Consider the following 24,867-nt stretch of genomic DNA (forward strand, 5'->3'; position numbering starts at 1 on the left):
GCCCGGCTATATCATCGATAGGAAATACCTATGTCCTCGACGCAGGCGACGAGTTCCTGCGCCAGTCTCTTATAGGCGGCGGCGCGTGCCACCCCGCTGCGCCACAGCAGCCCCATTTCCCGATAGTGCCGCCCGCCGCGAAACGGCCGCGCAACCACGTCGTCGCCGGGACGGATCTCCTGTCGCACATAGAGTTCGGGCAGCACCGCCAGCCCCATCCCCATGCCCGCCATCTGGCGGATGGCATCGAGGCTGGTGCCTTCATATTCCTCGCGGACGCGGGCCCCCGCCTCCTCGGCGATCGCAATGGTCTGTTCGGCGAGCCGGTAGCCGCGCTGGAGGGTGAGCAGATCCTGCCCCGCCAGATCCTCGCGGCCGATCGTCTCGCGCGCGGCCAGCGGATGATCGGCGGCCATGGCGAGGTGGAGCGGCTCGCGGAACAGCCGCTCCACCTGCGCGCCGGACGCCTGCAGCGGCAGCTGGGCGAGGATGAGATCGTGCGTGCCGGCAGCAAGCCCCTCGACCAGCGCGGCCGGCGGGTTTTCGCGGACATGTACGCGCAGCTCGTGGAACTGCTGGTGCAGCCGCGCGACCAGCCGTGGTAACAGATAGGCGCCGATCGTGGGCGTCACGCCCAGCCGGATCGTGCCGAGCAGCGCCGCGTCCCCCGCGCCGGTGAGTTCGCCCAGATCGCGCACCTCCAAGAGGATACGGCGCGCGCGCTCCGCGACCTCGCGGCCAAGCGGGGTGAGGAAGGCGCGGGCGCCACGTTCGACCAGCGGCGCGCCCAATGCCTCCTCAAACTGGCGGATCGCTTGCGAGAGCGAGGGCTGGCTCACCCCGCACAGCGCGGCGGCGCGGGTGAAGCTCGCCTCGCTGCCCAGCGCCACCAGATAGCGGAGCTGGCGCAGGCTGATCTGCTGTTCGAAACCCGGGGCTGCCTTCACATCCATACAGCGCTGCAGTGAAGCACAAACGGCGCCGTTTCGCCTACGGTGCTTCCCTTCAATTCGGCGTTGCCGCCGCCAGAATCGCGTGTGCCGTGCTCCGCGGCAGCAGCAGGTGTCGCAGCATCTCGACGTCGTTGGCGATGGCCACCGGATCCTCCACCAGCGCAGCCTGCAACGCCGTGCGCAACCAGGGGCTGGTGCCCGGGTGCGACAGCACCCAGGCAATCCGGCGATCGATCGCGGCGATCTCCACCTCGGGCTCCACCGCGCGTCGCGGCGGCGCAATCTCGATCCGCATCGTCAGGCCTCCTGCGCGAAGGGCTGCCACGTCAGGCCGCCGGCATAGCGCCAGGCGACCCGGCCGGCGTCGTCGAGCGCCAGCAGGTGCAGCCAGTGGTTGTCGAACAGCGCGCGTACCCCATCGTGCCGGGCTAGTATCTCCGCGATGGCGCCGGTCGGCGCCTCGATCACCACGGTCAGCCGCAGCGGATCATGGACGAGGCGTTCGCCGTCATGCACCGACTGCCAGGGCAACCCGCCGCGCAAGGTTCCGCCATTGCCTTCGAGCACGCCGATCCCGCCCACGGCGTTATGGAGCAGCTTGTTGCCCGCGCCGAACACGCCCGGCGCGACGCTAGAGCCATAATATTGCAGGCTGATCCAGCTCGCCACCACCACCGGCGCGGTGAGGATCAGTTCCAGTACCGAGAGATCGGCATCGGCCTGCCAATCGTAATCGTGGAGGAAAGCGCGACCGCCCAGCGACCGGCCTGCCGTCCGCGCGCGCGGGGCCGCGATGAAGGCGCTGCAGCCGGCAAGACCCCATTCGGGCCGCACCTCGGCCCAATCGCGGCCCCGTGCGACGATCTGCGCCGCGCCCTCGGCCCGAGGCAGCTTCGCCGTACGGGCGATCGCCGCCTCGACCGAGGCACGGGCCAACGCCTGCTCCACCTCGGCCAACAGCGGCGCAGGCACGTCCGCATCCTCGACGAACAGATGGATGCGATCGCTGGTGGTGTCGTGCAGCCCCCCGACCGCCACCGTCTCGGCGGGGATCACGATCCCCCGCGCAGCCAGCCCGCCGCGCACCACGGGATCGTTGAGCAGCCCTGCCAGCAGCCGCGCATTGACATCGCCGGCATGGCCGCCGCACGCGCCGCACTGGAGCGCGCTGGCGTGGAGGTTATTGGTCACGCCCGCGCCATGCCCCACCAGGATCAGCAGCGGCGCAAAGTCGCTGGTCAGCGACATGGCACGAAGGATCCGCTCCGCAGCGTCGACCGCATCCTGGTGCGGCAAGGGTGGGTGGAAGCGCGGCTTGCCCTTCGCTGCCCTGGTCTCGGCCAGCCCCAGCGTGCCCTTGAGCAGCTTGGCCGCATAGACCAGCCCGGCCGACTCCACGAACGCGAAGGAGGACACCGCCGCCTGCTTGAACCGCCCCCAGGCACGGTCACCGCGGGCATTGGCATGGTCCAGCGCTTCCAGATGCGGATCGCCGCCATCGTCGCTGGCGAGGCCCGGCTGCAGCAGCACCGGCAGCCGGGCCTCGCCCGCGCAGGCACCATGCGGCCGATGCGCAGTGCCGACCCCGAAGAAGCCGGCAAAGCCCTTGGTGCGGATGCCCGGCGCCACCCGCTCGATCGCGGCGCGGATCGGCTCCGAGCGGACGTCGATGCAGAAGGCCATCTGCGCGATCGGCGTTGCAGCGGTCGCTGCTTCCACCGGCGCGTGCAGCCGCTCGGCGAGCCGCCGCTGCTCGGCCAGTTCGGCCGCGTGCTGGAGGATCGCGTCGACGCAGCTGTCCTGCCCCGGCCGCGCCGGCGCTTCGTACCGGCGTGCCGCCTCGGCCCAGCGCGCGCGCAGGGAAGCCTCGCCCAGCTCCCACAGCGCCGCTTCCCAGACCAGCCGCACCGCGAGCAGATCGATCAGCGTGGTATCGGCGTCGTTCGCCAGCTCGGCCTGCCAGCGGCGATAGCGGGCGAATTGCGCCCAGCCACCCAGGTCCATCAACAGCCGCTCGAAATAGCGCGCGGCGGCATCGGCCCGCAGACCCAGCCGCGCTGCGCTGACCGCGATCGCATCATTGGCACTTTCCGGCGTCCCCGCGACGAAGGCACGGAAGCCCGCCAGCCCGAAGATCTCGGGCGTTCGGTCGAGGCAGGCTTGCGTCCGCCAGCCGGCATAGGTGCCCTGCCCTTGCGGTGCGGCCCACAAGGCCTGGCCCGCATCGAAATAGCTGCCGGCCCAGCCGCCGATCTGGTCCGCAACCACCGACGGCCAGTCAATGCCACCCGAAACCGCTGCGAGCTCGGCGAGCGTAGGCAGCGCCACGGGGTCCGCCGCGTCGTCGCTGATCTGGACCAGGAACCGCTCGAAGCTTTGCGGGCGCTCGATCGGCCGGGCAGCCTTCCATGCAGCGTACAGGTCGCCTTCGTAGATCGCGCTTTCGGCGATCCGGGCGCGGTACCAGGCCCGCGGCATGGTCGCCCGGGCGCCGCCGCTGCGCGCCAACCAGGCCGAGGCCTGGGCGAGGCTGCGCCCGGTGTGGCCGAGAAAGGGGTTCACCGCGACGCTGGTCGCCAGCGGCCAGAGCGGCGGGATGGCGCGCGCGGCCTGTTCGGCGGCTTCGAGGAGCAGCCCGACATAGCTGGGCTGCGGGGCATGCGATTGCGGGTCGGCACTGCGGTACATGGGATCAAGCCTTTCCGAGAACCCGGCCGCCGATCACCCGATCGAGCAGCGCGTTGACATAGAAACCGTGGGAGAGATGCGTGCGCAGGCGCTGCGCCGCGGGATGATCGCACCAGAGCGGCAGCATCGCCTGCGCCACCGCGATGCCGCCAAAGGCGACCAGCGCGACCGCAAGCAACGCCCATTGGAAGGGCCCCGGCGCGGGCACCGCGGGGAGCGTGCCGGCGGTCAGCCGCTCGGCCGCGTCGTGCAGCAGGAAATAGGCGGCGGTGGCGAGGATCGCGAAGCCGAGCGTCCGCTGGAGCAGCGCGCGCGGCGCGGCGGGGCTCATGCCTTGCACGATCAGATAGGCGACGCCGAACACCAGGATCGCGCCGAGCGCCACCGCCTGGGGCGGCTTGGTCCAGGCGCCGAAGCCGATCGCCAGCGCGCCGTAGAGGATCGCCGCGCCCAGCATCGCCAGCGCAACCGCCGTGCCGTCGGGCTTGGCGACCGGGCCCAGGCGCCGCGCCGCCGCGATCCGCTCGACCGCGCCGCCCGAGGACAGGAAGGCGTGCGCCTTGTAGAGCGAGTGGGCGACGATGTGCAGCAGCGCCAGGTAAAACAGCCCCAGCCCGCACTGCATCACCATGAAGCCCATCTGCGCGACGGTGGACCAGGCGAGCTGGGTCTTGATCGCCGGCTGGGTGGGCAGCACCAGGCTGCCGAACAGCGCCGTGAAGCCGCCGAGCACCGCAAGCAGCGCCAGCGCTGCCGGGGAGGCCAGCATCACATCGGCCAGCCGGATCAGCAGGAAACCGCCGGCATTGATCACGCCCGCATGGAGCAGCGCGGAGACGGGCGTCGGCGCTTCCATCACTTCGGTCAGCCAGCCGTGCAGCGGGAACTGGGCGGACTTGAGCATCGCGGCGATGCCGATCCCCCAGGCGGCGAGCGCCATCGCCTCGGGCGCGGTGCCGGCACGGGCGGCGGCGAGCAGTTGGGCGATGTCGGTCGTGCCGGTCGCCCGCCACAGCAGCACCGCCGATCCGATCAGCAGCACGTCGGCAAGGCCGGTGCTCAACGCCTTCTTGCGCGCGGCACGGCGGGCGGCGGCGCGCTCGGGATAGAAGAGCAGCAGCCGGCGCAGGCCCTGCCCCGCCGCGATCCACGCGAGGACCAGCTGGGGTAGCGTGCCGGCGGTAACAAGCAGCATCACGCTCGCCAGCGTCAGCGCCAACCAGGCGAGAAAGCTGCCCTGTCGCGCCTCGCCGTCCAGATAGGTCGCAGCGAACCGCACCACCACCCAGCCGACAAAGGCGACCAGCACCACCATGGTCATGCTCACCACGTCCAGCCGGGTCGCGATGAGGGCGTCGACACCCGCCAGCCCGAGCGTGCGCGGTCCGGCCCAGGCGGTCCATGCCGCAAGTGCGATTGCGGCAACCAGCGCCGCAAGCGCCGCGAGCGGCACGACCTGCCGCGTCCAGCCGGGGCGGAACTGCCGCCCCGCACCCGCCGCGACTGCCGCCGCAGCCAGGAGCCCCGGCCCCATATTCGCCAACCACCACATGCTCACACCCGACCTCCTTCTTCTCTCGGACGGAGCGTTAGGGCTGCGGAACGATCGGATAAAATTCATTGTTTGGCGCGTAACGTTCACTTAAAAAGAACGGATGCGTGACCTGAACTACAACCACCTCCGCTATTTCTGGGCTGTGGCACATGACGGGAACCTCACCCGTACGGCGGAGCGGATGGCGGTGTCGCAGTCCGCGCTCTCCACCCAGATCCGCAAGCTGGAGGAACGGCTTGGCCACGCCCTGTTCGAGCGCGAGGGCCGTCGGCTGGTACTCACCGAGGCGGGCCGCATCGCGCTTGACCATGCCGACTCGATCTTCGCGACCGGCGACGAGCTGCTCGACGTGCTGCGCGAGACCGGCCGCGCCCGCCAGGCGGTGCGGATCGGCGCGCTCGCCACGCTGTCGCGCAACTTCCAGATCGGCTTCGTCCAGCCGCTGCTCCACCGCGCCGATGTCGAGCTCGTCCTGCGCTCGGGCAGCGCGGCGGAACTGATGCAGGCGCTCGCCGCCCTCCAGCTCGACGTGGTGCTCGCAAATCGCCCGCCGGCGCGCGACGCGATCACCCCCTATCTCGCGCACAAGATCGCCGAGCAGCGCGTCAGCTTGATCGGTCAGCCCGGCATCGCGGGCGACACCAGTCTCGCCGCGCTGCTCGCTACCCAGCCGCTGGTGCTGCCGACGCTGGAGAGCAGCGTCCGCGCCGCCTTCGATGCGCTGGCGGCGACCCTCGGCGTCCGCCCCCAGATCGCCGCCGAGGTGGACGACATGGCGCTGATGCGCCTGCTCGCCCGCGAAGGCGTGGGGCTGGCCGTGCTGCCGCCGATCGTCGTGCAGGACGAGTTGGCGGCGGGCAGCCTCGTCGAATTCGATCAACTACCGCAGGTTACCGAGAGTTTCTACGCCGTCACCCTCGAGCGCCGTTTCCCCAATCCGCTGGTGGCCGAGCTGCTCCGGGCCGCGCGAAGCTGAGCTAACACGCTGTTAGCGCGCACATTTTCGTGCCAGGATTGCGCAGGCATTCTATAGAAGAGCATGGAAATGCGGAAAATCTGCACGGGGTGCCGCGACGGGGTCGATTTCGACATTCCGTTCGCCATGGCCTTTCAGCCGATCGTCGACACCGACACCGGCCTGCCCTTCGCCTATGAGGCGCTGGTCCGCGGCCTGGACGGGTCCGGCGCCTGGGGCGTGTTGTCGCAGGTAACCGATGCCAACCGCTATGCCTTCGACCAAGCCTGCCGGGTCAAGGCGATCGAAACCGCGATGGCCGCAGGGCTGATGGAAACCGACGCAAGGCTCTCGATCAACTTCCTCCCCAACGCGATCTATTCCCCCGTCGCCTGCATCCAGCTGACGCTGCAGACCGCCCGCGCCGTGGCGATGCCGCTCGACCGGTTGATCTTTGAGTTCACCGAGAACCAGCTGATCGCCGACCCCGACCATGTCGCGACGATCATCGATTCCTACAAGCAGATCGGCTTCAAGGTCGCCGTCGACGATTTCGGCGCGGGCCATTCTGGGCTCGACCTGTTCGCCCGCTTCGCCCCCGACGAGGTGAAGCTCGACATGGCGCTGGTCCGCGGGATCGATCGAGAGCCGCGCCGCCAGGCGATCGTCCGCGCGATGGTCGGCATGTGCGAGGAGCTCGACACGTTGCTGATCGCCGAGGGGATCGAGACCGCGGAAGAGGCGTCAGTGCTGCGCGACCTCGGCGTGCGTTACCACCAAGGCTATTGGTACGCCCGCCCCGCGCTCGGTGTGCTGCCGGCGATCGCCCTGGGGGCCTAGTCCTGCCGCAACTTGGCCTATAGAGGAACGGTGAAGCCCGCATCGGGCCCCCATTTCTGCAGGCAGGATCCATGACCGTCCTCATCAAGGAAGCCGATCTGATCGAGAGCGTCGCCGACGCGCTCCAGTACATCTCCTATTACCACCCGAGGGATTATATCCGCGCGCTGGGCGAGGCTTACGAGGCCGAACAGGGCCCCGCCGCCAAGGATGCCATCGCCCAGATCCTGACCAACAGCCGGATGTGCGCCGAAGGCCACCGCCCGATCTGCCAGGATACCGGCATCGTCACCGTGTTCATCCAGTGGGGCCAGAAGTGCGTGCTGGACAGCGAGCGCTCGCTGCAGGACGTGGTCGATGAAGGCGTCCGCCGCGCCTATCTCCACCCCGAGAACCGCCTGCGCGCCTCGATCCTGCGCGATCCCGCCTTCAGCCGCGTCAACACCAAGGACAATACCCCTTGCGTGCTCAACGTCGAGATGGTCCCCGGCGACCATGTCCATGTCGAGCTGGCGGCCAAGGGCGGCGGTTCGGAGAACAAGTCGAAGTTCGCGATGCTCAACCCGAGCGACTCGATCGTCGACTGGGTGCTCGAGATGGTCCCGAAGATGGGCGCCGGCTGGTGCCCGCCGGGCATGCTCGGCATCGGCATCGGCGGCACCGCCGAGAAGGCGGTGACCCTCGCCAAGAAGTCGCTGATGGGCGACATCGACATGGCGCAGCTCAAGCAGCGCGGGCCGCAGAACGATATCGAGCGGCTCCGCATCGAGATCTTCGACAAGGTCAACGCGCTCGGCATCGGTGCGCAGGGCCTGGGTGGGCTGGCGACGATCCTCGACGTGAAGATCCTCGACTACCCCACCCACGCCGCGTCCAAGCCGATCGCGATGATCCCCAACTGCGCCGCCACCCGCCACGCGCATTTCAGCCTCGACGGCAGCGGCCCGGTCTATCTCGACCCGCCGAGCCTCGACGAATGGCCGAAGGTGGAATGGACGCCCTCGAAGGAATCGATCCGCGTCGATCTCGACACGCTGACCCCCGAGGTGGTGGCGAGCTGGAAGCCGGGCGACCGGCTGCTGCTCAACGGCAAGATGCTCACCGGGCGCGACGCCGCCCACAAGCGCATCCAGGACATGCTCGCCAAGGGCGAGGAACTGCCGGTCGATTTCAAGGGTCGGGTGATCTATTATGTCGGCCCGGTCGATCCGGTGCGCGACGAGGTGGTCGGCCCCGCCGGCCCCACCACCGCGACCCGCATGGACAAGTTCACCGAGATGATGCTCGCCCAGACCGGGCTGATCGCGATGGTCGGCAAGGCCGAGCGTGGTCCGGTGGCGATCGAGGCGATCCGCAACCACAAGGCCGCCTATCTGATGGCGGTCGGCGGTGCGGCCTATCTCGTCGCCCGCGCGATCAAGGGCGCGCGCGTCGTCGGTTTCGAGGATCTCGGCATGGAAGCGATCTACGAGTTCGACGTGAAGGACATGCCCGTCACCGTCGCCGTCGATGCGACCGGCGAGAGCGTCCACCACACCGGTCCGCTGGTGTGGCGCGAGAAGATCGCCAGGGAGCGGCTGCTCCAGCAGGCGTAAGGGCATGGGCACGCCGGACGAGACACGAGCGCGCCGCCGCGCGCGGATCACGCTGGCGTGCCTCTATTTGTTGGCGGGCGTGCTGCACCTGATGGTGCCGCGCCCGTTCCTGCACATCACGCCGGCCTGGGTGCCCTACCCCGCGCTGGTGATTGCGGGCACCGGCCTCTGCGAGATCGCGGGCGCGCTCGCGCTGCTGACCGTGCGGCTGCGCAAGCTCGCCGGCGTGATGCTGGCGCTCTACGCGCTCTGCGTGTTCCCGGCCAACCTCCAGCATGCGGTGCAGGATCTCTCGACTGGCACCGGGCTTGGCTGGGCCTATCATGCACCGCGGCTGTTCGTGCAGCCGCTACTCTGCTGGTGGGCGCTGTGGGTGGGCGGGGTTAGCCGCTAGCCGCCCAGCGCGTCCGACAGATGGCAGTTCTTGCCCGGCGTCAGTTTCTCGACGTGATCGACCTGCAGGATCGAGCCGCCATCCTTCCCTTCCACATAGCGCCCGATCACCTCGCCATAGGCGGGCAGCTTGGCCTTGCGAAGCGCGTCCAGCGCATGGCCGCCGGGCGCATCGACCAGCGCATAGCGGTTCTCGGCGAGGTCGCAGCGGCGCAGGATGAGGGTGGTGCCGTCCAACTCGACCGTGCCGATGAAGACGTCGGCGCCCTCCTGTATCGGCATGGCCGCCCCGGCGAACGCGATCAGCATCCCGATCACAGCGGGTTTCCGTCCTTGTCGAGCATCTCCATTTTGTACGAGCAGCCGTACAGCGTCTTGCCCGGATGCGAGGTGACGTTGGACACGTTGAGCGCGATGCGGGTGCGCGCACGGAAATGATCGCCGTCAGCCGGATCGGTGACGTCGCTGATCACCCGCTCGCCGAGGAACTTGCGGAACTTGATCTGCGATTCCGCCTGCGCCCGCGTCACCTTGCCCGTGGCGACCATCGCGTCGACCAGTCCCTCGGGCCCCATTGCGTTCTCGATCTTCTCCTTGCGCGCGACGACCGCGGGATCGGGCTCGTCGAGGATCGCCAGGATGCCGCTGGAGGTGAAGGCAATGCGCCGGGTGCTGTACGAACCCGCCACGACGATCGGGGCGGGCAGGTCATATTCCTTGAGCATGAAATTGCCCGACTTCACCGGCTTCCAGCCGAACTTGGCGGCCAGCGCGTCGTCGCCCGCCACGGCCATGGCGAAGCCGTTATACGTCGGCGCGTCGAGGCGGCACGCAATCGCGTCGCGCACGTCGATCTTGGCGGGATCGACCTCGTCGTCCTGCACGGCGGCAGCGAAGGCGGATGCCGGCAGCAGCGCGGCGAGCAAGGCGATGCGGAAGGATGGGATTGTCATGCCGGCCGGTTATTACGCTGCCGACGAGCGGACAATCGTTTCGCGCCGAAGCGATGCGCCGGCGGGATCATCCTATTCCGGCAGGATCCGCACCCGGCGCTTGCCCCAATAGCTGAGATCGATCGAGAAATGCACCGGCGCGCCCTTCTTGGTAAGGATCATCTGGTCGCCCCGCCCGCCCTCGCCGGTATAGCTGTACGCCCAGCCCTGCTTCTTCAGCGCCTCGCCCACCTTCATCACCGCCGACTGATCGCGATCGTGCCAGAGCGTGATCTGGCGGAATCCACTCGCGCCGTCGCCGCCGACCAGGTCGAGCGCCGCTTCATAGGGGCCTTCCCCGAGCAGCATCACGCCCGACCGGCGGTAACGCAGATGGCCGCCGTCCATCTGGAGGCACTGGTCGAACCCGGCGCGTTTGGCATCGGCAAGGCTTCCGCTCACCGGCAGGCCCGCATAGGCGAGCGACGGGGGCGGCGGTGCAGGCGGTTCGCTGCTGCACCCGGCAAGCAGCAGCGCCGCCATGGCGATAGCTGCGCATATCCCATTGCGATGATGAAGACCCGGCACCGGCATGTCCCTCCCCCTTCCCGGGGAGCCTAGGCTGCCACCGGCTCGGGCGCAAACGCGCGCAGGAAGAGATCGACGATATAGTCGGTCTCCTCCTCAATCTCCGCGTCGCTGAACTGGTGGCCCAGCATCGCCCGCTGCTGGGAGCCCATGCAGAGGCTGGTCAGCGCAAATGCGGCCTTGAGCGGATCGGAGCTGCGCAGCTGCCCCTTGTGCATCGCATCCTGAAGATGCGCGGCCAGCAGCTCGCGGGTGCGCTGCGGGCCCCGACGGAAGAAAATCTCGCCCATTTCCGGCGAGCGCTCGACCTCGGCATGGATCACCCGGTGCAGCTGGATCGCGTCCTTCGACGTCACCTTGCGCAACAGGCTGCGGATAAACGCGCACAACGTCGCCTTCAAATTGTCCGACGGCACCAGCAGCTGCATCACCTGCTCGCGATAATCCCGCGTCGCCTCATCGACACAGGCGTCGAACAATTCCTCCTTCGACGCGAAGTAGCTCCACAAGGTGCCCTTGGAGCCGCCCAGCTCGGCCGCAATCGCCGACATGGAGACGCCGGCATAGCCCTGCTCCATGAAGTGGCGCTTGGCGATCGCAAGAATGGCGGCACGCCGATCCTGCTTCCGCGCCTCGCGCTTGCCGAGACATTTGGGGGTTACGATTTCCATAACCGTACTATAGGGTACGATTTTCTATTGACAAGGCCAGAAGCGCTCTCCATCTGGAACTCGTACCCAATAGTACGGTTTTTCCAGACCATGATGAGTCGTTTCCCAACAAGGCCCTTGTTGCTGTCCGCTGCTGCCGCTTCGGCGCTGGCGGCATGCGCGCCGGTGCCGAACCTCGGCGCCCGCCCGGAAGTGCGCGCGGCGGACAGCTATGCCGCCAGCCAGTCGCTCGCCGGCGTCGCGCAGTCACATGCGCAGTGGCCTGTCACCAACTGGTGGACCGCGTATAACGATCCGCAGCTCAACGCATTGATGGACGAGGCCTTCCGCGGCGCACCCAACCTCGCGGCAGCTGCCGCCCGGCTGCGCTCGGCGCAGGCCTATGCCGTCCAGGTCGGCGCGGCCCGCCTGCCGCGCGTCGACGCCTCCGCCTCGGCCGCGGCCAATCAGGTCAACGTCGGCGACGGCCTGCCGATCGACATCGGTTCGAACGTACAAACGCTCGGCTATGGCACGCTGAACCTGGCCTTCGACCTCGACCTGTGGGGCAAGAACCGCGCCCAGCTCGCCGCCGCCACCTCCGAGACCGAGGCAGCGCGGCTCGAACTGGAGCAGGCGCGTCTGGCACTCTCGACCAACATCGCCGCCGCTTATGCCGATCTCGCCCGCCTCGCGGCCGATCGCCGGGTGCAGGAGCGTGCGCTGGAGGTCCGTCTCGCGACGCAGAAGCTGGTCACCGACCGCGTGACCAACGGTCTCGAAACCCGCGCCGAAGAGAAGCAGGCGGCCTCGGCTGTCCCCGCCGCCCGCGCGCAGCTCGCCGCGATCGACGAGGATATCGGCCTCACCCGCAACCGCATCGCCGCGCTGCTCGGCCAGGGTCCTGATCGCGGCCTGAGCATTGCCCTGCCCGCCGCACCGACCGAGGCGCGCGGCATCCCGGCCGATGTGACCACCGACCTGATCGGCCGTCGCCCCGACATCGCCGCTGCCCGTGCGCGGGTCGAGGCCGCTGCAAGCCGGATCAAGGCCGCCCGCGCCGACTTCTACCCGTCCATCCGGCTGAGCGCGCTCGCCGGCTATGGCGCGCTCGGCCTTGACAACCTTGTCAAAGGCAACGGCGCCTCGGTGTTCCAGGCCGGCCCCGCAATCAGCCTGCCCGTCTTCCATGGGGGCGAGTTGCGCGGCCAATATGCCCGCGCCCGTGCCACCTATGACGAGGCGGTCGCCAATTACGACAACAGCGTCACCACCGCCTACCACGATGTCGCCGACGCGGTGACCAGCCAGAAGGCGCTGGCCACGCGCCTGGCCCAGAGCCGCCAGGCGCTGGACGATTCCGAACAGGCCTATTCGATCGCCCAGCAACGCTATCAAGGCGGGCTGTCGCGGTTTCTCGATGTTCTGACCGCCGAGGAGAGGGTGTTGCAGAACCGCCAGATTGTTGCCGAACTGGAAGCACGTGCGTTCGCGCTTGATGTCCAGCTCGTCCGCGCACTGGGCGGAGGCTTTTCTACCAACAACGCGGCCGCTGCCGCTTCCGAGGTCAAGACCCATGGCTGATGCAGAACCCGCCATCCACTCCGCGCGCGGCGATGCCGCCGATCGCAACGAGCCTTCGCAGGCCCCCGCCCATGCCGACATGGACGAAGGCAAGCGCAAGAATCTACGCAAGCGGCTGATGCTCGGCGTCGGCGGCCTCGTGCTGATCGCCGGCCTTGGCTATGGCGGCTATTACATGGCCGTTGGCAGCCATTTCGTGAGCACCGACAACGCCTATGTCGGCGCCGACAGCGCCAGCATCACGCCGATGACCGGCGGTCAGGTGCTGCGTGTCGCCGTCTCGGACACCCAGGCGGTGAAGAAGGACGACGTGCTCGTCCAGATCGACGACAGCGACGCCAAGATCGCGCTGGCCCAGGCCGAGGCGGATCTCGCCCGCGCCACCCGCCAGTTCGGCCAGACCTCGGCGACCAGCGAAGCGCTGGCCGCGCAGGTCCAGGCCCGCCAGGCCGACATCGCCCGCGCCCGGGCGCAGGTCACGGCGGCGCAGGCCGATTTCGAAAAGGCCCGCATCGATCTCAGCCGTCGCCAGAAGCTCGCCCCCAACGGCGCGGTTTCGGGCGAAGAGCTGACCTCGGCGACCAACGCCTTCCAGGCAGCGCGTGCGAACCTCGAACTGGCCAAGGCCGGTCTCGCCCAGGCGACCTCGACCCGCGTGGCAGCCAGTGGCCAGTTGGCAGCGAACCAGGCGCTGGTCAACGGCGCCACCGCGACCACGGCACCGGAAGTGCTGGCCGCGCGCGCCAAGGTGGATCAGGCAAAGCTCGATCTCGCCCGCACCGTGATCCGCGCGCCGTTCGACGGCGTCGTCACCCGCCGCGCGGTGCAGGTCGGCCAGCGTGTCGCTCCCGGCGCACAGCTGATGCTCGTGGTGCCGCTCAACCAGCTCTATGTCGATGCCAACTTCAAGGAAGGCCAGCTGACCCGCGTGAAGGTCGGCCAGCCGGTGGAGCTTACGTCCGACCTGTACGGCGGCGGCGTGAAGTATCACGGCCGCGTGATCGGCTTCTCGGGCGGCACGGGCTCGTCCTTCGCGCTGATCCCGGCGCAGAACGCGACCGGCAACTGGATCAAGGTGGTCCAGCGCCTGCCGGTGCGCGTCGCGCTCGATCCGAAGGAACTGCAGGCGCACCCGCTGCGCGTCGGCCTGTCGATGGATGCCGAGATCGATACCTCGGCCAAGTAAGGAACGCCTGCCATGAGCGGCCAGATGCAGCGCGGGGGCTTCCTGGAGGGGCCCTCGCTGATCCTCGCCGGCGTGGTGCTGGCGTTGACCAACTTCATGGTGGTGCTCGACACCACCATCGCCAATGTCTCGGTGCCGCACATCGCCGGCAGCCTGGGCATCTCGTCGAGCCAGGGTACCTGGATCATCACCTCCTACGCGGTCGCCGAGGCGGTGTGCGTGCCGCTCACCGGCTGGCTCGCCGGCCGGTTCGGCGTGGTGCGGGTGTTCATCCTCGGCGTGATCGGCTTCGGCATCTTCTCGGTGCTGTGCGGCATGTCGACGACGCTCGGCATGCTGGTCGCCTGCCGTATCGGCCAGGGGCTGTGCGGCGGCCCGCTGATGCCGCTGACGCAGACGCTGCTGCTGCGCATCTTCAAGCCCGAACAGCATGCCCAGGCCATGGGCCTATGGGCGATGACCACCGTCGTCGCGCCGATCCTCGGGCCGATCGCCGGCGGCACGATCAGCGACAACTGGTCGTGGCACTGGATCTTCTTCATCAACATTCCCGTCGCCGCGCTGTGCGCGTTCGGCGCAATGCGGCTGCTCACCAAGGCCGAGACGCCGACGCAGAAGCTCAGCGTCGACAAGGGCGGGCTGGCGCTGCTGGTACTGTGGATCGGCGCGCTGCAGATCATGCTCGATCTGGGCCGCGAGCATGACTGGTTCAACGATCCCACGATCGTCTGGCTGGGCGTGATCGCCGCGATCGGCTTCCTCGTCTTCCTCGCCTGGGAGATTACCGCCAAGGACCCGGTCGTCGACCTGCGGGTGTTCCGGCACCGCGGTTTCACGGTCTCGGTGCTCTCGCTGTCCTTCGCCTTCGCCACCTTCTTCGCCTCGGCGGTGATCATCCCGCAATGGCTCCAGTCGAGCCAGGGCTACACCGCCACCTATGCCGGCTATGCCACCGCCTTTTCGGGCGTGGCGGCGGTGTTCATGTCGCCGGTGGTCGCCAAGCTGTCGAACAAGGTCGATCCGCGGCTGCTGGTCTCGTTCGGCATCCTGTGGCTGGGGGTTTCGGCGCTGATCCGCGTCTACTGGAACAGCCAGGCCGGGTTCTGGACCTTCGCCTTCCCGCAGTTCCTCCAGGGCTTCGGCATGCCCTTCTTCTTCATCCCGCTGACCACGCTGGCGCTGGGCTCGGTGCGGCCGGAGGAGACCGCCTCGGCGGCGGGCGTGATGAGCTTCCTGCGGACGATGGCGGGCGCTATCGGCACTTCGGTATCGACGAGCATCTGGGACGACAGCTCGCGCATCGCCCGCAGCGAGATCGTCTCGCGGCTCAACACCGATCCGACGATGAACGCGCTGACGGCGCAGGGCTTTTCGATCGGCCAGGTGCGCGCCGCTGTGGAGCGGATCGTCAACCAGGAGAGCCTGACCCTGGCCACCACCCATGTGTTCCTGCTGTCGGCGATCATCTTCGTGTTCGCGGCCGGGATCATCTGGTTCACGCCCCGCCCGCGCGGCAAGGTGGACACCAGCGCCGCGCACTGATTTTGACAAGTTTGTAGAAGCAGATAGCCCGTTCCAGTGATGGAGCGGGCTATGTGTCGTATATGCGACAGAAACGTTACGACATACGTCATTCGCGCATTGACACCGTGCGCCCCGGGGATAGCATCCGGGCAATAAGAAAGAAAAATCTCGGGGGTCGGATGTCCGAATCGGTGCTTTGATCAAGAACAGGGCGATCAAATGACCGACTATCGATTTCCAGGCGACGCTTCGGCGCTGCCCATGCAGATGGCATCGCGGATATGGTCATGCTCTCGTGACCGATACGGCCTGCCTCCTTTCGAATAATCAAGACGGCACGCCGCCAGGGTCCATGCGATCCGGGCAACGCGGCGGCATGCCGGGATGGCGTGTTCAGGGTGACAGAAGCGATAGTTTCTCTGTCTTCCCATTATTGGCCTGACGATTTGCGCGGGCCCGGTTCGAACCTGTTTTGATGTAACGGTGCCGCGCTCCCGCAGGGGAGCATGGCATGAGGACGTGCGGCTGCGCCCCGGGGCGCCGCGGCACCTGCGTACACGTGTCGGCACGACCAGCCCCCTTCGCGAAGCTGCGCCTCGGGGAGAGGACAGTCCTGTCCGGGCGAGGCCGAGACCCAGAACGAGAAAGAAGAACAGACCGCAATCTGAGGAACGAACGACAACCATCAGCCTTCGGGGGGCACGATCGAATGCAATTTCGCGAAACGGCATCGTTCACGGTTCTGGCCATCACCCTGGCGCTCGGCGCCACACCCGCCTTCGCGCAGGACAGCGCGGCGCCCGCGGCACAGGGCGACGACATCATCGTCACCGGCACCCGCGTCACCGGCCTGCGCGCCGCCGACAGCCCCGCGCCGATCCAGCTGCTGAGCGCGGCGGACCTCTCCCGCACCGGCCAGCCCGACCTGATCCAGGCGCTGGCCCAGAACCTGCCCAGCGTGCAGGCACAGGCATTCGGCAGCGACCTCCAGGCACACAACCTGCAGATGAAGCTGCGCGGCCTCAGCCCCAACCACACGCTGATCCTGCTCAACGGCAAGCGCCGCCACGGCACCGCCAACGTCTCGGTCGCCGGCGGCCCCTATGGCGGCAGCGCCGCGCCCGACATCAGCTTCATCCTGCCGGACTCGATCGACCATATCGAAGTGCTGCAGGACGGTGCCGCCGCGCAATATGGCACCGATGCGATCGCCGGCGTGATCAACATCATCCAGAAAAAGGCCGATCACGGCGGCATCATCGACGTTACCGGCGGCCGCTATTACGACCAGGGCGGCAAGACCTACGCCTTCTCGGGCAATATCGGCTTCGCGCCGATCGAGAATGCCTATGTGAACATCACCGCCGAGAAGAAGCACAAGGGCTTCAGCTTCCGCGGCGACGTTAACCCGCAGGTCTATGGCAACAACGCCAACGCCACCAAATATCTGACGCTGTACCCGGGCATCAAGAACCTGCCCTATTACCCCTATACCAACCGCATCCTCGGCGACCCAGAGGTCGACCAGACCTCGGTGATGGTCAATGCCGGCTATGATTTCGGCGGCTTCGAATTCTACACGTTCGGCAGCTACGGCCACAAGAATGCCCGCGCCTATGAGAATGTCCGCACGCCGGACGTGGTGGTCAGCAAGGCGGGTACGCCCTTCTACCCGAACGGCTTCCAGCCGCTCGAGGCGATCTCCGAGACCGACTATGCCGTCACCGGCGGCTTCCGCGGCACCATCGCCGACACCACCTTCGATGTCGCCACCACCTATGGCGACGATTTCGTCGGCGTATACGTCCAGAACTCGGCCAACGCCGCGCTCTACAAGGATACCGGCTTCACGCCGACCGAGTTCCACAATGGCGACTTCAAGGCCAGCCAGTGGACGAGCACGCTCGACCTGACCCACGCCTTCGACATCGGGCTGGCCGAGCCGCTCAACGTCGCCGGCGGCCTCGAATATCGCCGCGAGACCTATGGCATCGTTTCGGGCGATCCGGCCTCCTATTACGGCTCCGGCGCCCAGTCCTTCTTCGGTTACAGCCCGAACGACGCCGGCAACCACAACCGCACCAACTTCTCGCAATATCTCGATATCAGCGTGAAGCCGGTCGAGGCCTGGCTGATCGACGGCGCGGTCCGCCACGAGCATTACAGCGATTTCGGCGACACCACCGTCTTCAAGCTGACCAGCCGCTACGACATCACCAACGCCATTGCGATCCGCGGCACCGTCTCCACCGGCTTCCGCGCGCCGACGCTGGCAGAGGGCTTCTATTCGGGCATCAATGTCGGCCCGAACAGCGTATCGGGCGTGCTGCCGGCCAACTCGCCCGGCGCCAAGGCGCTCGGCTTCGGCGGCCTCAAGCCGGAGAAGTCGACCAACTTCAGCGCCGGTTTCGTCTTCACGCCCAGCCCCCATGTGAACGTCACGCTCGACGCCTATTGGATCGAGATCCGCGACCGCATCCTGATCTCGAGCACCTTCTACGGCTTCAACGGCAAATATTGCCCGCAGGGCTATGCCGGCTCCAACAAGGCTAACTGCGTCGTCTACAATGCCGACGCCTACAGCACCTACAACCAGCAATCGGTCTACAACGCCGTCGCCACCGCGCTCGGCGGCACCATCCCCAGCTATGTGCTCACCGACGTCAACGGCGAGCGCAACATCGACGGCACCGTCTCGGTCCAGACCTTCGTCAACGGCGCCAAGATGCGCACCCGCGGCGTCGACTTCGTCGCCAGCTACGACATGGACAGCCCGATCGGGAAGGTGAACTGGACGCTGTCGGCCAATTACAACGACAACAAGGTCAAGAACATCGCTGCCCTGCCCGCGGCGCTCTACGTCAACAAGGCCAATCCCGCGCTGTCGGCGCTGATCAACAACTACTCGATCATCGAGCTGGAGAACAGCACGCCCAAGTTCCGCGCGACGCTGGGCGCCTTCTGGGAGTCGGGGCGGTTCAGCCTGAACTTCCGCGAGAGCTACTACTCCAAGGTCTATGCGCTGGAATCGACCCCAGGCAACAGCCCGCTCAAGGGCGCGGACCTGGAGGTGCCGGTCAACGCCGCCTTCATCACCGATCTCGAAGGCAGCGTGAAGATCACCGGCGGGCTCAAGCTCTCGGTCGGCGCGAACAACCTGTTCAACCATTATCCGACCGAGCGCTCGTTCGAGAATATCCGTTCGGCGCAGCTGGCCGCCGGCTCGCGCGGCTACTCGTCCAACCTCTACCCCACCATTTCGCCCTACGGGATCAACGGCGGTTATTATTACGGCCGGATCAGCCTGAAATTCTGAAGCCTTGCCGGCCGGGGGCACCTGCCCCCGGCCGGTCGTGTCGCGTGCAAAAACATAAACCGGGAGTGATGTCCTTTGCTTACCTCTTCCATGGACTGGCTGATCCCCCTTCTGGGCCTGCTGGTCGCCGGGCTCGCTGCCGGTTTCGCCGGCGGCGTGTTCGGCATTGGCGGCGGCTTCGTCGTCGTCCCCGCGCTGCTGCTGATGCTCCCCCTGCTTGGCGGCGAGCATAGCCAATACGCCCACGTCGCCATCGGCACCTCCGCCGCGACGATCATCATCACCTCGATTCGATCGGTGCTGAGCCACCACAAGCGCGGCTCGGTCGATTTCGAGATCCTCAAGACCTGGGCGCCTTGGGTGGTGCTGGGCGACGGCATCGGCGTGCTGCTCGCCAGCCATGTCGACGGCCGGGTGCTGACCCTGGTCTTCGCCACCGGCGTGCTGCTGATGTCGATCAACTTCCTGGTGCCCAAGCTGGGCAACCGGGTGATCAGCGACCAAATGCCGGGGGGCGTCACCCGCGTCGCCATCGCCGGGGGGCTAGGCACTTTCTCCTCGCTGCTCGGCATCGGCGGCGGCACGATCGCGATCATGGTGATGACGCTGTGCGGCCGCTCGATCCACCGCGCGGTGGGCACCGCCAGCGGCATCGGCACGCTGATCGCCGTGCCCAGCGCGATCGGCTTCGCGATCATCGGGCTGCACGAGCCGGGGCTGCCCTGGGGGTCGCTCGGCTTCGTCAACCTGCCGGCGACGGTCGCCATCGCCTCGATGTCGATGCTCACCGCCCCGCTGGGAGTCGCCGCGGCCCACGCCTTACAGCCAGCCATGCTGAAACGGGTATTCGGCATTTACCTCATCGTCATCGCGCTGGTGATGTTCCACAACGCGCTGAAGTTCTGACGCGCGTCTCGATCGAAACAGGGAGACCCTCGACATGACCATCCTCGAAACGCTCAAGAAGCCGGAAATCACGGAGGACCTGCGCGGTCGCGGCTATTCGCGCCGTGACATGGGCCGCATCGCCGCGTTGCTCGGCGGCACCGTCGCGCTGGGCCGCGCCGCGCCCGCCTTCGCCCAGCAATCGGCCAAGGCCGTGATCGGCGCCGTCCGCATCGGTTCCAACGAATGCTGGACCGGCCCGCTACCCGCCGGCGCGGCGGCGGCGATGAAGATCGTCACCGAAGGCAACCGCTACGAACCCAATGGCGAGCATGACCAGCTGTTCGCTGCGGTCTCGGCCGTGGAAGGCCTGCCCGCCAGCCATATCCGCGCCTGGCCGGGCTCCAGCGATCCGCTCAACCGCGCCGCGGTCACCTTCGCCTCGCCGACGCGCGGCATCGTCACTGCCGATCCCACCTATGAGCAGATCTGGCGTACCGCCGCCTGGATCGGCGCCAAGGTCACCAAGGCGCAGCTCGGCCCGCAATATCAGCATGACGTCAAGGCGATGCTGGCGGCGGACCCCAATGCCGGGCTCTATTACGTCTGCTCGCCCAACAACCCGACCGGCACGCTGACCCCGATCGCCGACATCGTCTGGCTGGCCGAGAACAAGCCCAAGGACGCGGTGCTGATCGTCGACGAGGCCTATATCCACTTCGCCGACGCGCCCAACGCCGCCAAGCTGGTTGCCGCCCGCGACGACGTGCTCGTGATGCGCACCTTCTCCAAGCTGTTCGGCATGGCCGGCATGCGGCTGGGCCTCACCTTCGCGGCACCGGCGCTGCACGAGAAGATGATGCGCTATGACGGCTTCCAGGTAACCAACATGCTGCCGATGACCGCGGTGGCCTGCGGCACCGCTTCGATCCCGCTGGCCGGCGAGATCAAGGCGCGGCGCGACGAGATGATCGCGGTGCGCGAAAAGACGATCGCGCATCTCCAGAGCCGCGGCCTGAAGGTGCTGCCGGGCAGCCATGCCAACATGTTCATGGTTGAATGGAAGGGCAAGGCGCCCAAGGAAATGATGGCGGCGCTGCTCGCCCAGAACGTGCAGATCGGCCGCTCCTGGACCGCCTATCCCACGATGTCGCGCGTCACCGTCGGCTCGGCAGCGGACATGGAGAAGTTCCGGATCGCGGTCGACAAGGTGCTGATGGCCTGAGGTTTGCGGTGCCTGGCCCGCGTCGCTCCTCCGGGCGGCGCGGGTCCGTTTTGCTCAGCCCTGCGGCGCGATCGGCAACATCGCCTCGAACCGCGCGCCGCCCTCGCCTTCCAGCAGCGTCAGGTCGCCGCCATGCGCGAGCAGGATCTGCCGGGCCAGCGCCAACCCTACCCCGCTGCCCTGCGGCTTGGTGGTGAAGAATGGGCGGAAAATCGCGCCGCGGTCCGCCTCGGTGACGCCGGGGCCATTGTCCCACACCTGCCAATAGGCGGCGCGCTCGTCCCGCCACAGCGACAGGCCTACCCGGCCACCGGCTTCGCCGCCAACCGCCTCGGCTGCATTCTGGAGCAGCGCCCAGAGTGCAGCGCTGAGCTGGTCGGCATCGCCCTGCAGCCGCAAGGACGTTGCCGCCTCGAACAACAGCGGCAGGTCCGGCCAGCGCGTGGCGAACAGGCGCGCCAGGTCCTCCGCCCCCTCGCGCAAGTCGAGCGGCGCGAAGCGCGGCGCGGGCAGCCGCGCCAGCGAGCGATAGGCCTCTCCGAACCGCTGCAGCCCCTCAGCGCGTCGCGCGACGGTGCCCACCGCGTCGCGAAGCGCGGAGATCGGCAGCGCGGGCTCCTCCAGCATGTCCGCCGCCGTGCGGCTGAGCGAGGCGATCGGGGTGAGCGCGTTGACGATCTCGTGGCTCAGCACCTGCACCAGGTCGCGCAAGGTCGCCGCCTCGGCGGCCTTGAGCTCGGCATCGATGTCGATCAGCGCGGCCAGCCGGCTCTGGACACCGCCGAGCGCGAAGTCGCTGGTGGTGAGCGCATAGCTGCGCCCGCCGATCGCCACCGTGGCGGCGCGGGCCGAGGCGTCGCCGATCGCCTGGACCAGCAGCGCCGGCGGATCGGCGACGAGGTCTGCCGCGCCAAACAGCCGGCGCGCGGCGCGGTTGATCGCGGTGAGCCTCCCCTCGCCGTCGAGCGTAACGATCGGCGCGGGAGAAAGATCGAGCAATGCGGTCAGCCGCCGCTCGCGATGCGCGGGGTCGGGTGCGGGCACCGGTGCCGCCACCGGCACCAGCTTGGGCCGCTGTGCCTCGACGATTCCGGTCACCAGTCCCCACAGCGCCGCAAGTGCCGACACCAGTGCGCTGGCATACAGCCCCGCGCCCCACGCCGCGGCAAACGCGCCGCCCGCCAGCAGCAGCAACATGCCACGCAGCAGTGCGGACCAGCCTCGCGAGGTCACGACCGCCATCTCCTGAAAATTCCCCTTCCGCTTGCGGGAGGGGTTAGCGGAGGGTGCGCCCCGCCCCCGACGGGAGGGGAGAGATGTCGATCACAGCCCATATTTCGCCATCCGTCGATAGAGCGCCGCCCGCGTCAGCCCCAGTTCCGTCGCCGCGCGGCTGACGTTGAACGCGTGCCGCTTGAGCGCCGCCGCGACTAGTGCCGCCTCGCTGCGCCCCAAATTAAGGTCCGCCTTGATCGCGCGCGGCTCCAGCGCGTCCTCGGGCAGGCAAAGTCCCAATGCGGGGACATCGATCGCCTCGCCGCCGCCGAGCAGTACCGCGCGCTCGATCGCCTGGCGCAGGCCGTGGACGCCGTCGGGCCAGGTATCGGCCGCGATCGCCCGCGCCGCCTCGTCGGTAAGCGGGCGTAGCGGCTGGGCGTAGCGCCCGGCATACAAGGCGCAGAAATGCCGCGCGAGCAACAGCGCATCCCCGCCCCGTTCGGCAAGCGGCGGCAAGTCAATCTCCACCGTATTGAGCCGGAACCGGAGATCGTCGCTCAACGCCGCGCGGGTGCCGGCCCGATCGCGCCGGCTGGTGGCAAGCACGCGCAGCCCACCCAGGCGCCGCGCCAATTCGGGCTGCAGTGTGGGCGCGAGCTGGTCCGCCGCCTCGATCAACAGGGTTGCGCCCTCGGCCGCGGTAACGCGCGCCTCGATCACTGCCAGATCCGCCACCGCTGCATCAAGCGTCACCAGCGGCCGCTCGGCACGCGAGGAGGCGCGGTGAAGCAGTTGCGCCGCCAGCGTCTTGCCGCTCCCCGCCGGGCCGGTGAGCAGCACCGCCGCATCGGTCGGCCCCACCCGCGCGATCAGCCCGCGCGCCGCCTCGATCGCAGGCGCCTCGCCGAGCAGCAGCAACGCCTCCTCGCCGCCCGGCGCGGGCGCCGCCGCCAGCTTTGCGCGGCGCAACGCCACCGCCCGCTCGACAGTGGCGAGCAACCGCTCGTTGCTCCACGGCTTGATCACAAAGTCGCTTGCCCCGCCGCGCATCGCCTGCACCGCCACCGCGATGCCGCTATGGCCGGTGACCACGACCACCACCGCATTGCGATCGGCCGCGATCAGCCGGTCGAGCATGCGGAACCCCTCCTCCCCGCTCGTCCGCCCCCGTGCGAAGTTGAGGTCGAGCAGGATCGCGTCGACCGGCCCCTCGGCCAGCCGCACCCAGGCGGCATCGGGATCGGGCGCGCCGAGCACCCGCATGCCGTTCCGTTCGAGCAGGAGCGTCGCCGCCCGGACGATGTCGGAATCGTCGTCGATGACCAGGATGGTCGGCGATTCGGTTGGCACAGGCTTGACCGCTCCGGTTCAGTGTTCGGAATCGGACACTAGCTTGGACACTGTTCGCTCCAAGCGCCAGCCCCTTCTACATTGTCCATCGATGTCAGTGCTTTAGGCCCGTACGCTGGCGTACCGTACACTGTCCGCCATGGACGTTACGCCTCTTCATACCAATGGCGCCGCGATGGACCGGCGGATCGAGCGCCCGCATGCGCGCCGCCGCAAGTTGGCTTTGCGCATCGGCCTCGGCATCGCGGTGGTTGCCGCGGCGGCCGCGCTCTGGTGGCTCCTCCCCAGCTCCGGCAGCCTGGCGGTCGACGCAGCGACGATCCGCATCGCACCCGTGACCCGCGCCGCCTTTGCCGACTATGTGCCGCTGCGCGCGCAGGTCGCCCCTCTCCAGACCGTCTATGTCACCGCGATCAGCGGCGGGCAGGTCGAAGCGCTGATCGCCAGCGACGGCCAGTCGGTCGCCGCCGGCGCCCCGCTCGCCCGGCTTGCCAACCCCACCCTGGCGCTCGACGTCGCCAGCCGCTCGGCCAACATCGCCGGGCAGCTCAGCTCGATCAGCGGGCAGCGCCTGTCGATCCAGCAGAGCCGCGAGCAGACCGAGCGCGACATTGCCTCCGCCCGCAACGAACTCGCCAAGGCCGAGGCGCTGCTCCGCCAGAAGCAGATCCTGTTCGACAAGCAGATCGTCACCGCCGCCGCGGTCACCCCGCTGCGCGAGGAGGTAACCTACCAGCGCGCACGACTGTCCGCCCTCACCCGCAGCGCGGCGGAGGCGGGCAAGATGCTCGCCGATCAGTCCACCGGCGTCGACGCCACCGCCGGCGAGCTGCGCGAGAGCCTCGCCATGACCCGCGCCGGTCTCGCCGCGCTGGTGGTGCGCGCGCCCGTCGCCGGTCGGCTGACCGCCTTCACGCTGCAGCCGGGGCAGATGATCAAGCCGGGCGACGCCGTCGGCCAGGTCGATTCCGAAAGCGCCTGGAAGCTGACCGCGGATGTCGACCAATTCTATCTCGGCCGCGTACATACCGGCCTCAGCGCCGTCGCCGATCTCGACGGGCGCAGTCTGCCGCTCACCGTCATCAAAGTGCTGCCGCAAGTCACCGAGGGGCGATTTCGTGTCGAGCTGGGCTTCAAGGGCGCCGCGCCCGCGGGTCTGAACCGCGGTCAGACGTTGGACGTGCGCCTCGTCCTCGGCGCCGATCGCCCCGCGGTAGTCGCGCCCTCGGGCGGCTGGCTCGACGCGGGCGGCACCACCGCCTTCGTGCTGACCAGCGACAGCCGCGCCGAGCGCCGGGCGATCACCACCGGGCGCCGCAACCCCGACCAGGTCGAGGTAACCAGCGGCCTCGCCCCCGGCGACCGCATCGTCACCACGCCGCTCGGCACCTACGCCCCCTACCAGACCCTGCTGATCCACTAGGAGCCCG

Annotated in this window: 21 protein-coding genes; 11 read left to right on the plus strand and 10 right to left on the minus strand. The window is 68.2% G+C overall.

Translation table 11 applies throughout. The annotated features are described in order from the left end of the window. Window positions 1-11: 11 nt before the first annotated feature. Genes ABIC35_RS18480 through ABIC35_RS18495 form a run of 4 tightly spaced genes read right to left on the minus strand, consistent with a single transcriptional unit; the run spans window position 12 to window position 5,193 of the window. Entirely contained in the window at window positions 12-953 is a 942-nt protein-coding gene (locus ABIC35_RS18480) for a hydrogen peroxide-inducible genes activator (protein WP_121076063.1), read from the minus strand. 52 nt (window positions 954-1,005) lie between these two features. Then, entirely contained in the window at window positions 1,006-1,248 is a 243-nt protein-coding gene (locus ABIC35_RS18485; protein WP_121076060.1) for a hypothetical protein, read from the minus strand. Window positions 1,249-1,250: 2 nt separating this feature from the next. After that, window positions 1,251-3,641, minus strand: a complete 2,391-nt coding sequence (locus ABIC35_RS18490) for a YbcC family protein (protein ID WP_121076057.1) — start codon at window positions 3,639-3,641, stop codon at window positions 1,251-1,253. A gap of 4 nt (window positions 3,642-3,645) precedes the next feature. Beyond that, window positions 3,646-5,193 (minus strand): proton-conducting transporter transmembrane domain-containing protein, encoded by a 1,548-nt coding sequence (locus tag ABIC35_RS18495; protein ID WP_121076054.1) that lies wholly within the window; start codon window positions 5,191-5,193, stop codon window positions 3,646-3,648. A gap of 103 nt (window positions 5,194-5,296) precedes the next feature. Between ABIC35_RS18495 and ABIC35_RS18500 the strand changes: the two genes are divergently transcribed. The 4 genes from ABIC35_RS18500 (at window position 5,297) to ABIC35_RS18515 (ending at window position 8,980) form a co-directional block, all read left to right on the plus strand. Continuing rightward, entirely contained in the window at window positions 5,297-6,172 is an 876-nt protein-coding gene (locus tag ABIC35_RS18500; protein ID WP_121076051.1) for a LysR family transcriptional regulator, read from the plus strand. 69 nt (window positions 6,173-6,241) lie between these two features. After that, on the plus strand, window positions 6,242-6,991 hold the full coding sequence (locus ABIC35_RS18505; RefSeq protein ID WP_183049361.1) for an EAL domain-containing protein: 750 nt from the start codon (window positions 6,242-6,244) through the stop codon (window positions 6,989-6,991). A gap of 71 nt (window positions 6,992-7,062) precedes the next feature. Continuing rightward, window positions 7,063-8,586 carry a fumarate hydratase gene (locus ABIC35_RS18510; RefSeq protein WP_121076049.1) on the plus strand — a complete coding sequence of 508 codons (1,524 nt, stop codon included), beginning with the start codon at window positions 7,063-7,065 and terminating at the stop codon, window positions 8,584-8,586. 4 nt (window positions 8,587-8,590) lie between these two features. Continuing rightward, on the plus strand, window positions 8,591-8,980 hold the full coding sequence (locus tag ABIC35_RS18515) for a DoxX family protein (protein WP_121076046.1): 390 nt from the start codon (window positions 8,591-8,593) through the stop codon (window positions 8,978-8,980). Here ABIC35_RS18515 and ABIC35_RS18520 read toward each other — a convergent pair. The 4 genes from ABIC35_RS18520 to ABIC35_RS18535 all read right to left on the minus strand — a co-directional run bounded on the left by ABIC35_RS18520 (window position 8,977) and on the right by ABIC35_RS18535 (window position 11,170). Next, on the minus strand, window positions 8,977-9,297 hold the full coding sequence (locus tag ABIC35_RS18520; protein ID WP_121076043.1) for a hypothetical protein: 321 nt from the start codon (window positions 9,295-9,297) through the stop codon (window positions 8,977-8,979). The two genes, ABIC35_RS18515 and ABIC35_RS18520, sit on opposite strands and share 4 nt — an antisense overlap. Continuing rightward, the gene (locus ABIC35_RS18525; RefSeq protein WP_121076040.1) at window positions 9,294-9,932 is read right to left on the minus strand and encodes a hypothetical protein; all 639 of its coding nucleotides are present in this window, start codon (window positions 9,930-9,932) and stop codon (window positions 9,294-9,296) included. Before ABIC35_RS18525 ends, ABIC35_RS18520 begins: the two co-directional genes overlap by 4 nt. 72 nt (window positions 9,933-10,004) lie before the next feature. Continuing rightward, a complete protein-coding gene (locus ABIC35_RS18530; RefSeq protein WP_183049360.1) occupies window positions 10,005-10,454 on the minus strand; it encodes a hypothetical protein in 450 nt (149 codons plus the stop codon). Between the two features lie 74 nt (window positions 10,455-10,528). Further along, complete coding sequence (locus tag ABIC35_RS18535) at window positions 10,529-11,170, minus strand: TetR/AcrR family transcriptional regulator (protein WP_121076034.1); 642 nt, start codon at window positions 11,168-11,170, stop codon at window positions 10,529-10,531. A 117-nt stretch (window positions 11,171-11,287) separates the two neighbouring features. Here ABIC35_RS18535 and ABIC35_RS18540 point away from each other — a divergent pair, with 117 nt between their 5' ends. The 6 genes from ABIC35_RS18540 (at window position 11,288) to ABIC35_RS18565 (ending at window position 20,869) form a co-directional block, all read left to right on the plus strand. Beyond that, window positions 11,288-12,733 (plus strand): efflux transporter outer membrane subunit, encoded by a 1,446-nt coding sequence (locus tag ABIC35_RS18540; RefSeq protein WP_354278551.1) that lies wholly within the window; start codon window positions 11,288-11,290, stop codon window positions 12,731-12,733. Continuing rightward, complete coding sequence (locus tag ABIC35_RS18545) at window positions 12,726-13,919, plus strand: HlyD family secretion protein (protein WP_220667345.1); 1,194 nt, start codon at window positions 12,726-12,728, stop codon at window positions 13,917-13,919. Before ABIC35_RS18540 ends, ABIC35_RS18545 begins: the two co-directional genes overlap by 8 nt. Window positions 13,920-13,931: 12 nt before the next feature. Beyond that, window positions 13,932-15,461, plus strand: coding sequence for a DHA2 family efflux MFS transporter permease subunit (locus ABIC35_RS18550; protein WP_121076030.1), 1,530 nt, complete (start codon window positions 13,932-13,934; stop codon window positions 15,459-15,461). Between the two features lie 691 nt (window positions 15,462-16,152). Continuing rightward, a complete protein-coding gene (locus ABIC35_RS18555; RefSeq protein WP_121076027.1) occupies window positions 16,153-18,759 on the plus strand; it encodes a TonB-dependent receptor plug domain-containing protein in 2,607 nt (868 codons plus the stop codon). A gap of 90 nt (window positions 18,760-18,849) precedes the next feature. Next, the gene (locus ABIC35_RS18560; protein WP_121076023.1) at window positions 18,850-19,665 is read left to right on the plus strand and encodes a sulfite exporter TauE/SafE family protein; all 816 of its coding nucleotides are present in this window, start codon (window positions 18,850-18,852) and stop codon (window positions 19,663-19,665) included. Between the two features lie 34 nt (window positions 19,666-19,699). Continuing rightward, the gene (locus tag ABIC35_RS18565; protein WP_121076020.1) at window positions 19,700-20,869 is read left to right on the plus strand and encodes a pyridoxal phosphate-dependent aminotransferase; all 1,170 of its coding nucleotides are present in this window, start codon (window positions 19,700-19,702) and stop codon (window positions 20,867-20,869) included. Window positions 20,870-20,923: 54 nt separating this feature from the next. Here ABIC35_RS18565 and ABIC35_RS18570 read toward each other — a convergent pair whose 3' ends face one another. Both ABIC35_RS18570 and ABIC35_RS18575 read right to left on the minus strand, forming a co-directional pair. Beyond that, entirely contained in the window at window positions 20,924-22,102 is a 1,179-nt protein-coding gene (locus ABIC35_RS18570) for a sensor histidine kinase (RefSeq protein WP_121079267.1), read from the minus strand. Between the two features lie 90 nt (window positions 22,103-22,192). After that, on the minus strand, window positions 22,193-23,437 hold the full coding sequence (locus tag ABIC35_RS18575; protein ID WP_121076017.1) for a sigma-54-dependent transcriptional regulator: 1,245 nt from the start codon (window positions 23,435-23,437) through the stop codon (window positions 22,193-22,195). Between the two features lie 175 nt (window positions 23,438-23,612). Between ABIC35_RS18575 and ABIC35_RS18580 the strand changes: the two genes are divergently transcribed. Next, complete coding sequence (locus ABIC35_RS18580; protein WP_121076014.1) at window positions 23,613-24,860, plus strand: efflux RND transporter periplasmic adaptor subunit; 1,248 nt, start codon at window positions 23,613-23,615, stop codon at window positions 24,858-24,860. The last annotated feature ends 7 nt before the right edge of the window (window positions 24,861-24,867 follow it).

This window comes from Sphingomonas trueperi (genome assembly GCF_040545965.1).
In the GTDB taxonomy this organism is placed as follows: domain Bacteria; phylum Pseudomonadota; class Alphaproteobacteria; order Sphingomonadales; family Sphingomonadaceae; genus Sphingomonas; species Sphingomonas trueperi_C.

Excerpts from the sequence above, each read along its gene's own strand:
- ABIC35_RS18480 (WP_121076063.1), bottom strand. The coding sequence starts at position 953 with ATGGATGTGAAGGCAGCCCCGGGTTTCGAACAGCAGATCAGCCTGCGC.
- ABIC35_RS18485 (WP_121076060.1), bottom strand. The coding sequence starts at position 1,248 with ATGCGGATCGAGATTGCGCCGCCGCGACGCGCGGTGGAGCCCGAGGTG.
- ABIC35_RS18490 (WP_121076057.1), bottom strand. The coding sequence starts at position 3,641 with ATGTACCGCAGTGCCGACCCGCAATCGCATGCCCCGCAGCCCAGCTAT.
- ABIC35_RS18495 (WP_121076054.1), bottom strand. The coding sequence starts at position 5,193 with ATGTGGTGGTTGGCGAATATGGGGCCGGGGCTCCTGGCTGCGGCGGCA.
- ABIC35_RS18500 (WP_121076051.1), top strand. The coding sequence starts at position 5,297 with ATGCGTGACCTGAACTACAACCACCTCCGCTATTTCTGGGCTGTGGCA.
- ABIC35_RS18505 (WP_183049361.1), top strand. The coding sequence starts at position 6,242 with ATGCGGAAAATCTGCACGGGGTGCCGCGACGGGGTCGATTTCGACATT.
- ABIC35_RS18510 (WP_121076049.1), top strand. The coding sequence starts at position 7,063 with ATGACCGTCCTCATCAAGGAAGCCGATCTGATCGAGAGCGTCGCCGAC.
- ABIC35_RS18515 (WP_121076046.1), top strand. The coding sequence starts at position 8,591 with ATGGGCACGCCGGACGAGACACGAGCGCGCCGCCGCGCGCGGATCACG.
- ABIC35_RS18525 (WP_121076040.1), bottom strand. The coding sequence starts at position 9,932 with ATGACAATCCCATCCTTCCGCATCGCCTTGCTCGCCGCGCTGCTGCCG.
- ABIC35_RS18530 (WP_183049360.1), bottom strand. The coding sequence starts at position 10,454 with ATGGCGGCGCTGCTGCTTGCCGGGTGCAGCAGCGAACCGCCTGCACCG.
- ABIC35_RS18535 (WP_121076034.1), bottom strand. The coding sequence starts at position 11,170 with ATGGAAATCGTAACCCCCAAATGTCTCGGCAAGCGCGAGGCGCGGAAG.
- ABIC35_RS18545 (WP_220667345.1), top strand. The coding sequence starts at position 12,726 with ATGGCTGATGCAGAACCCGCCATCCACTCCGCGCGCGGCGATGCCGCC.
- ABIC35_RS18550 (WP_121076030.1), top strand. The coding sequence starts at position 13,932 with ATGAGCGGCCAGATGCAGCGCGGGGGCTTCCTGGAGGGGCCCTCGCTG.
- ABIC35_RS18555 (WP_121076027.1), top strand. The coding sequence starts at position 16,153 with ATGCAATTTCGCGAAACGGCATCGTTCACGGTTCTGGCCATCACCCTG.
- ABIC35_RS18560 (WP_121076023.1), top strand. The coding sequence starts at position 18,850 with ATGGACTGGCTGATCCCCCTTCTGGGCCTGCTGGTCGCCGGGCTCGCT.
- ABIC35_RS18565 (WP_121076020.1), top strand. The coding sequence starts at position 19,700 with ATGACCATCCTCGAAACGCTCAAGAAGCCGGAAATCACGGAGGACCTG.
- ABIC35_RS18580 (WP_121076014.1), top strand. The coding sequence starts at position 23,613 with ATGGACCGGCGGATCGAGCGCCCGCATGCGCGCCGCCGCAAGTTGGCT.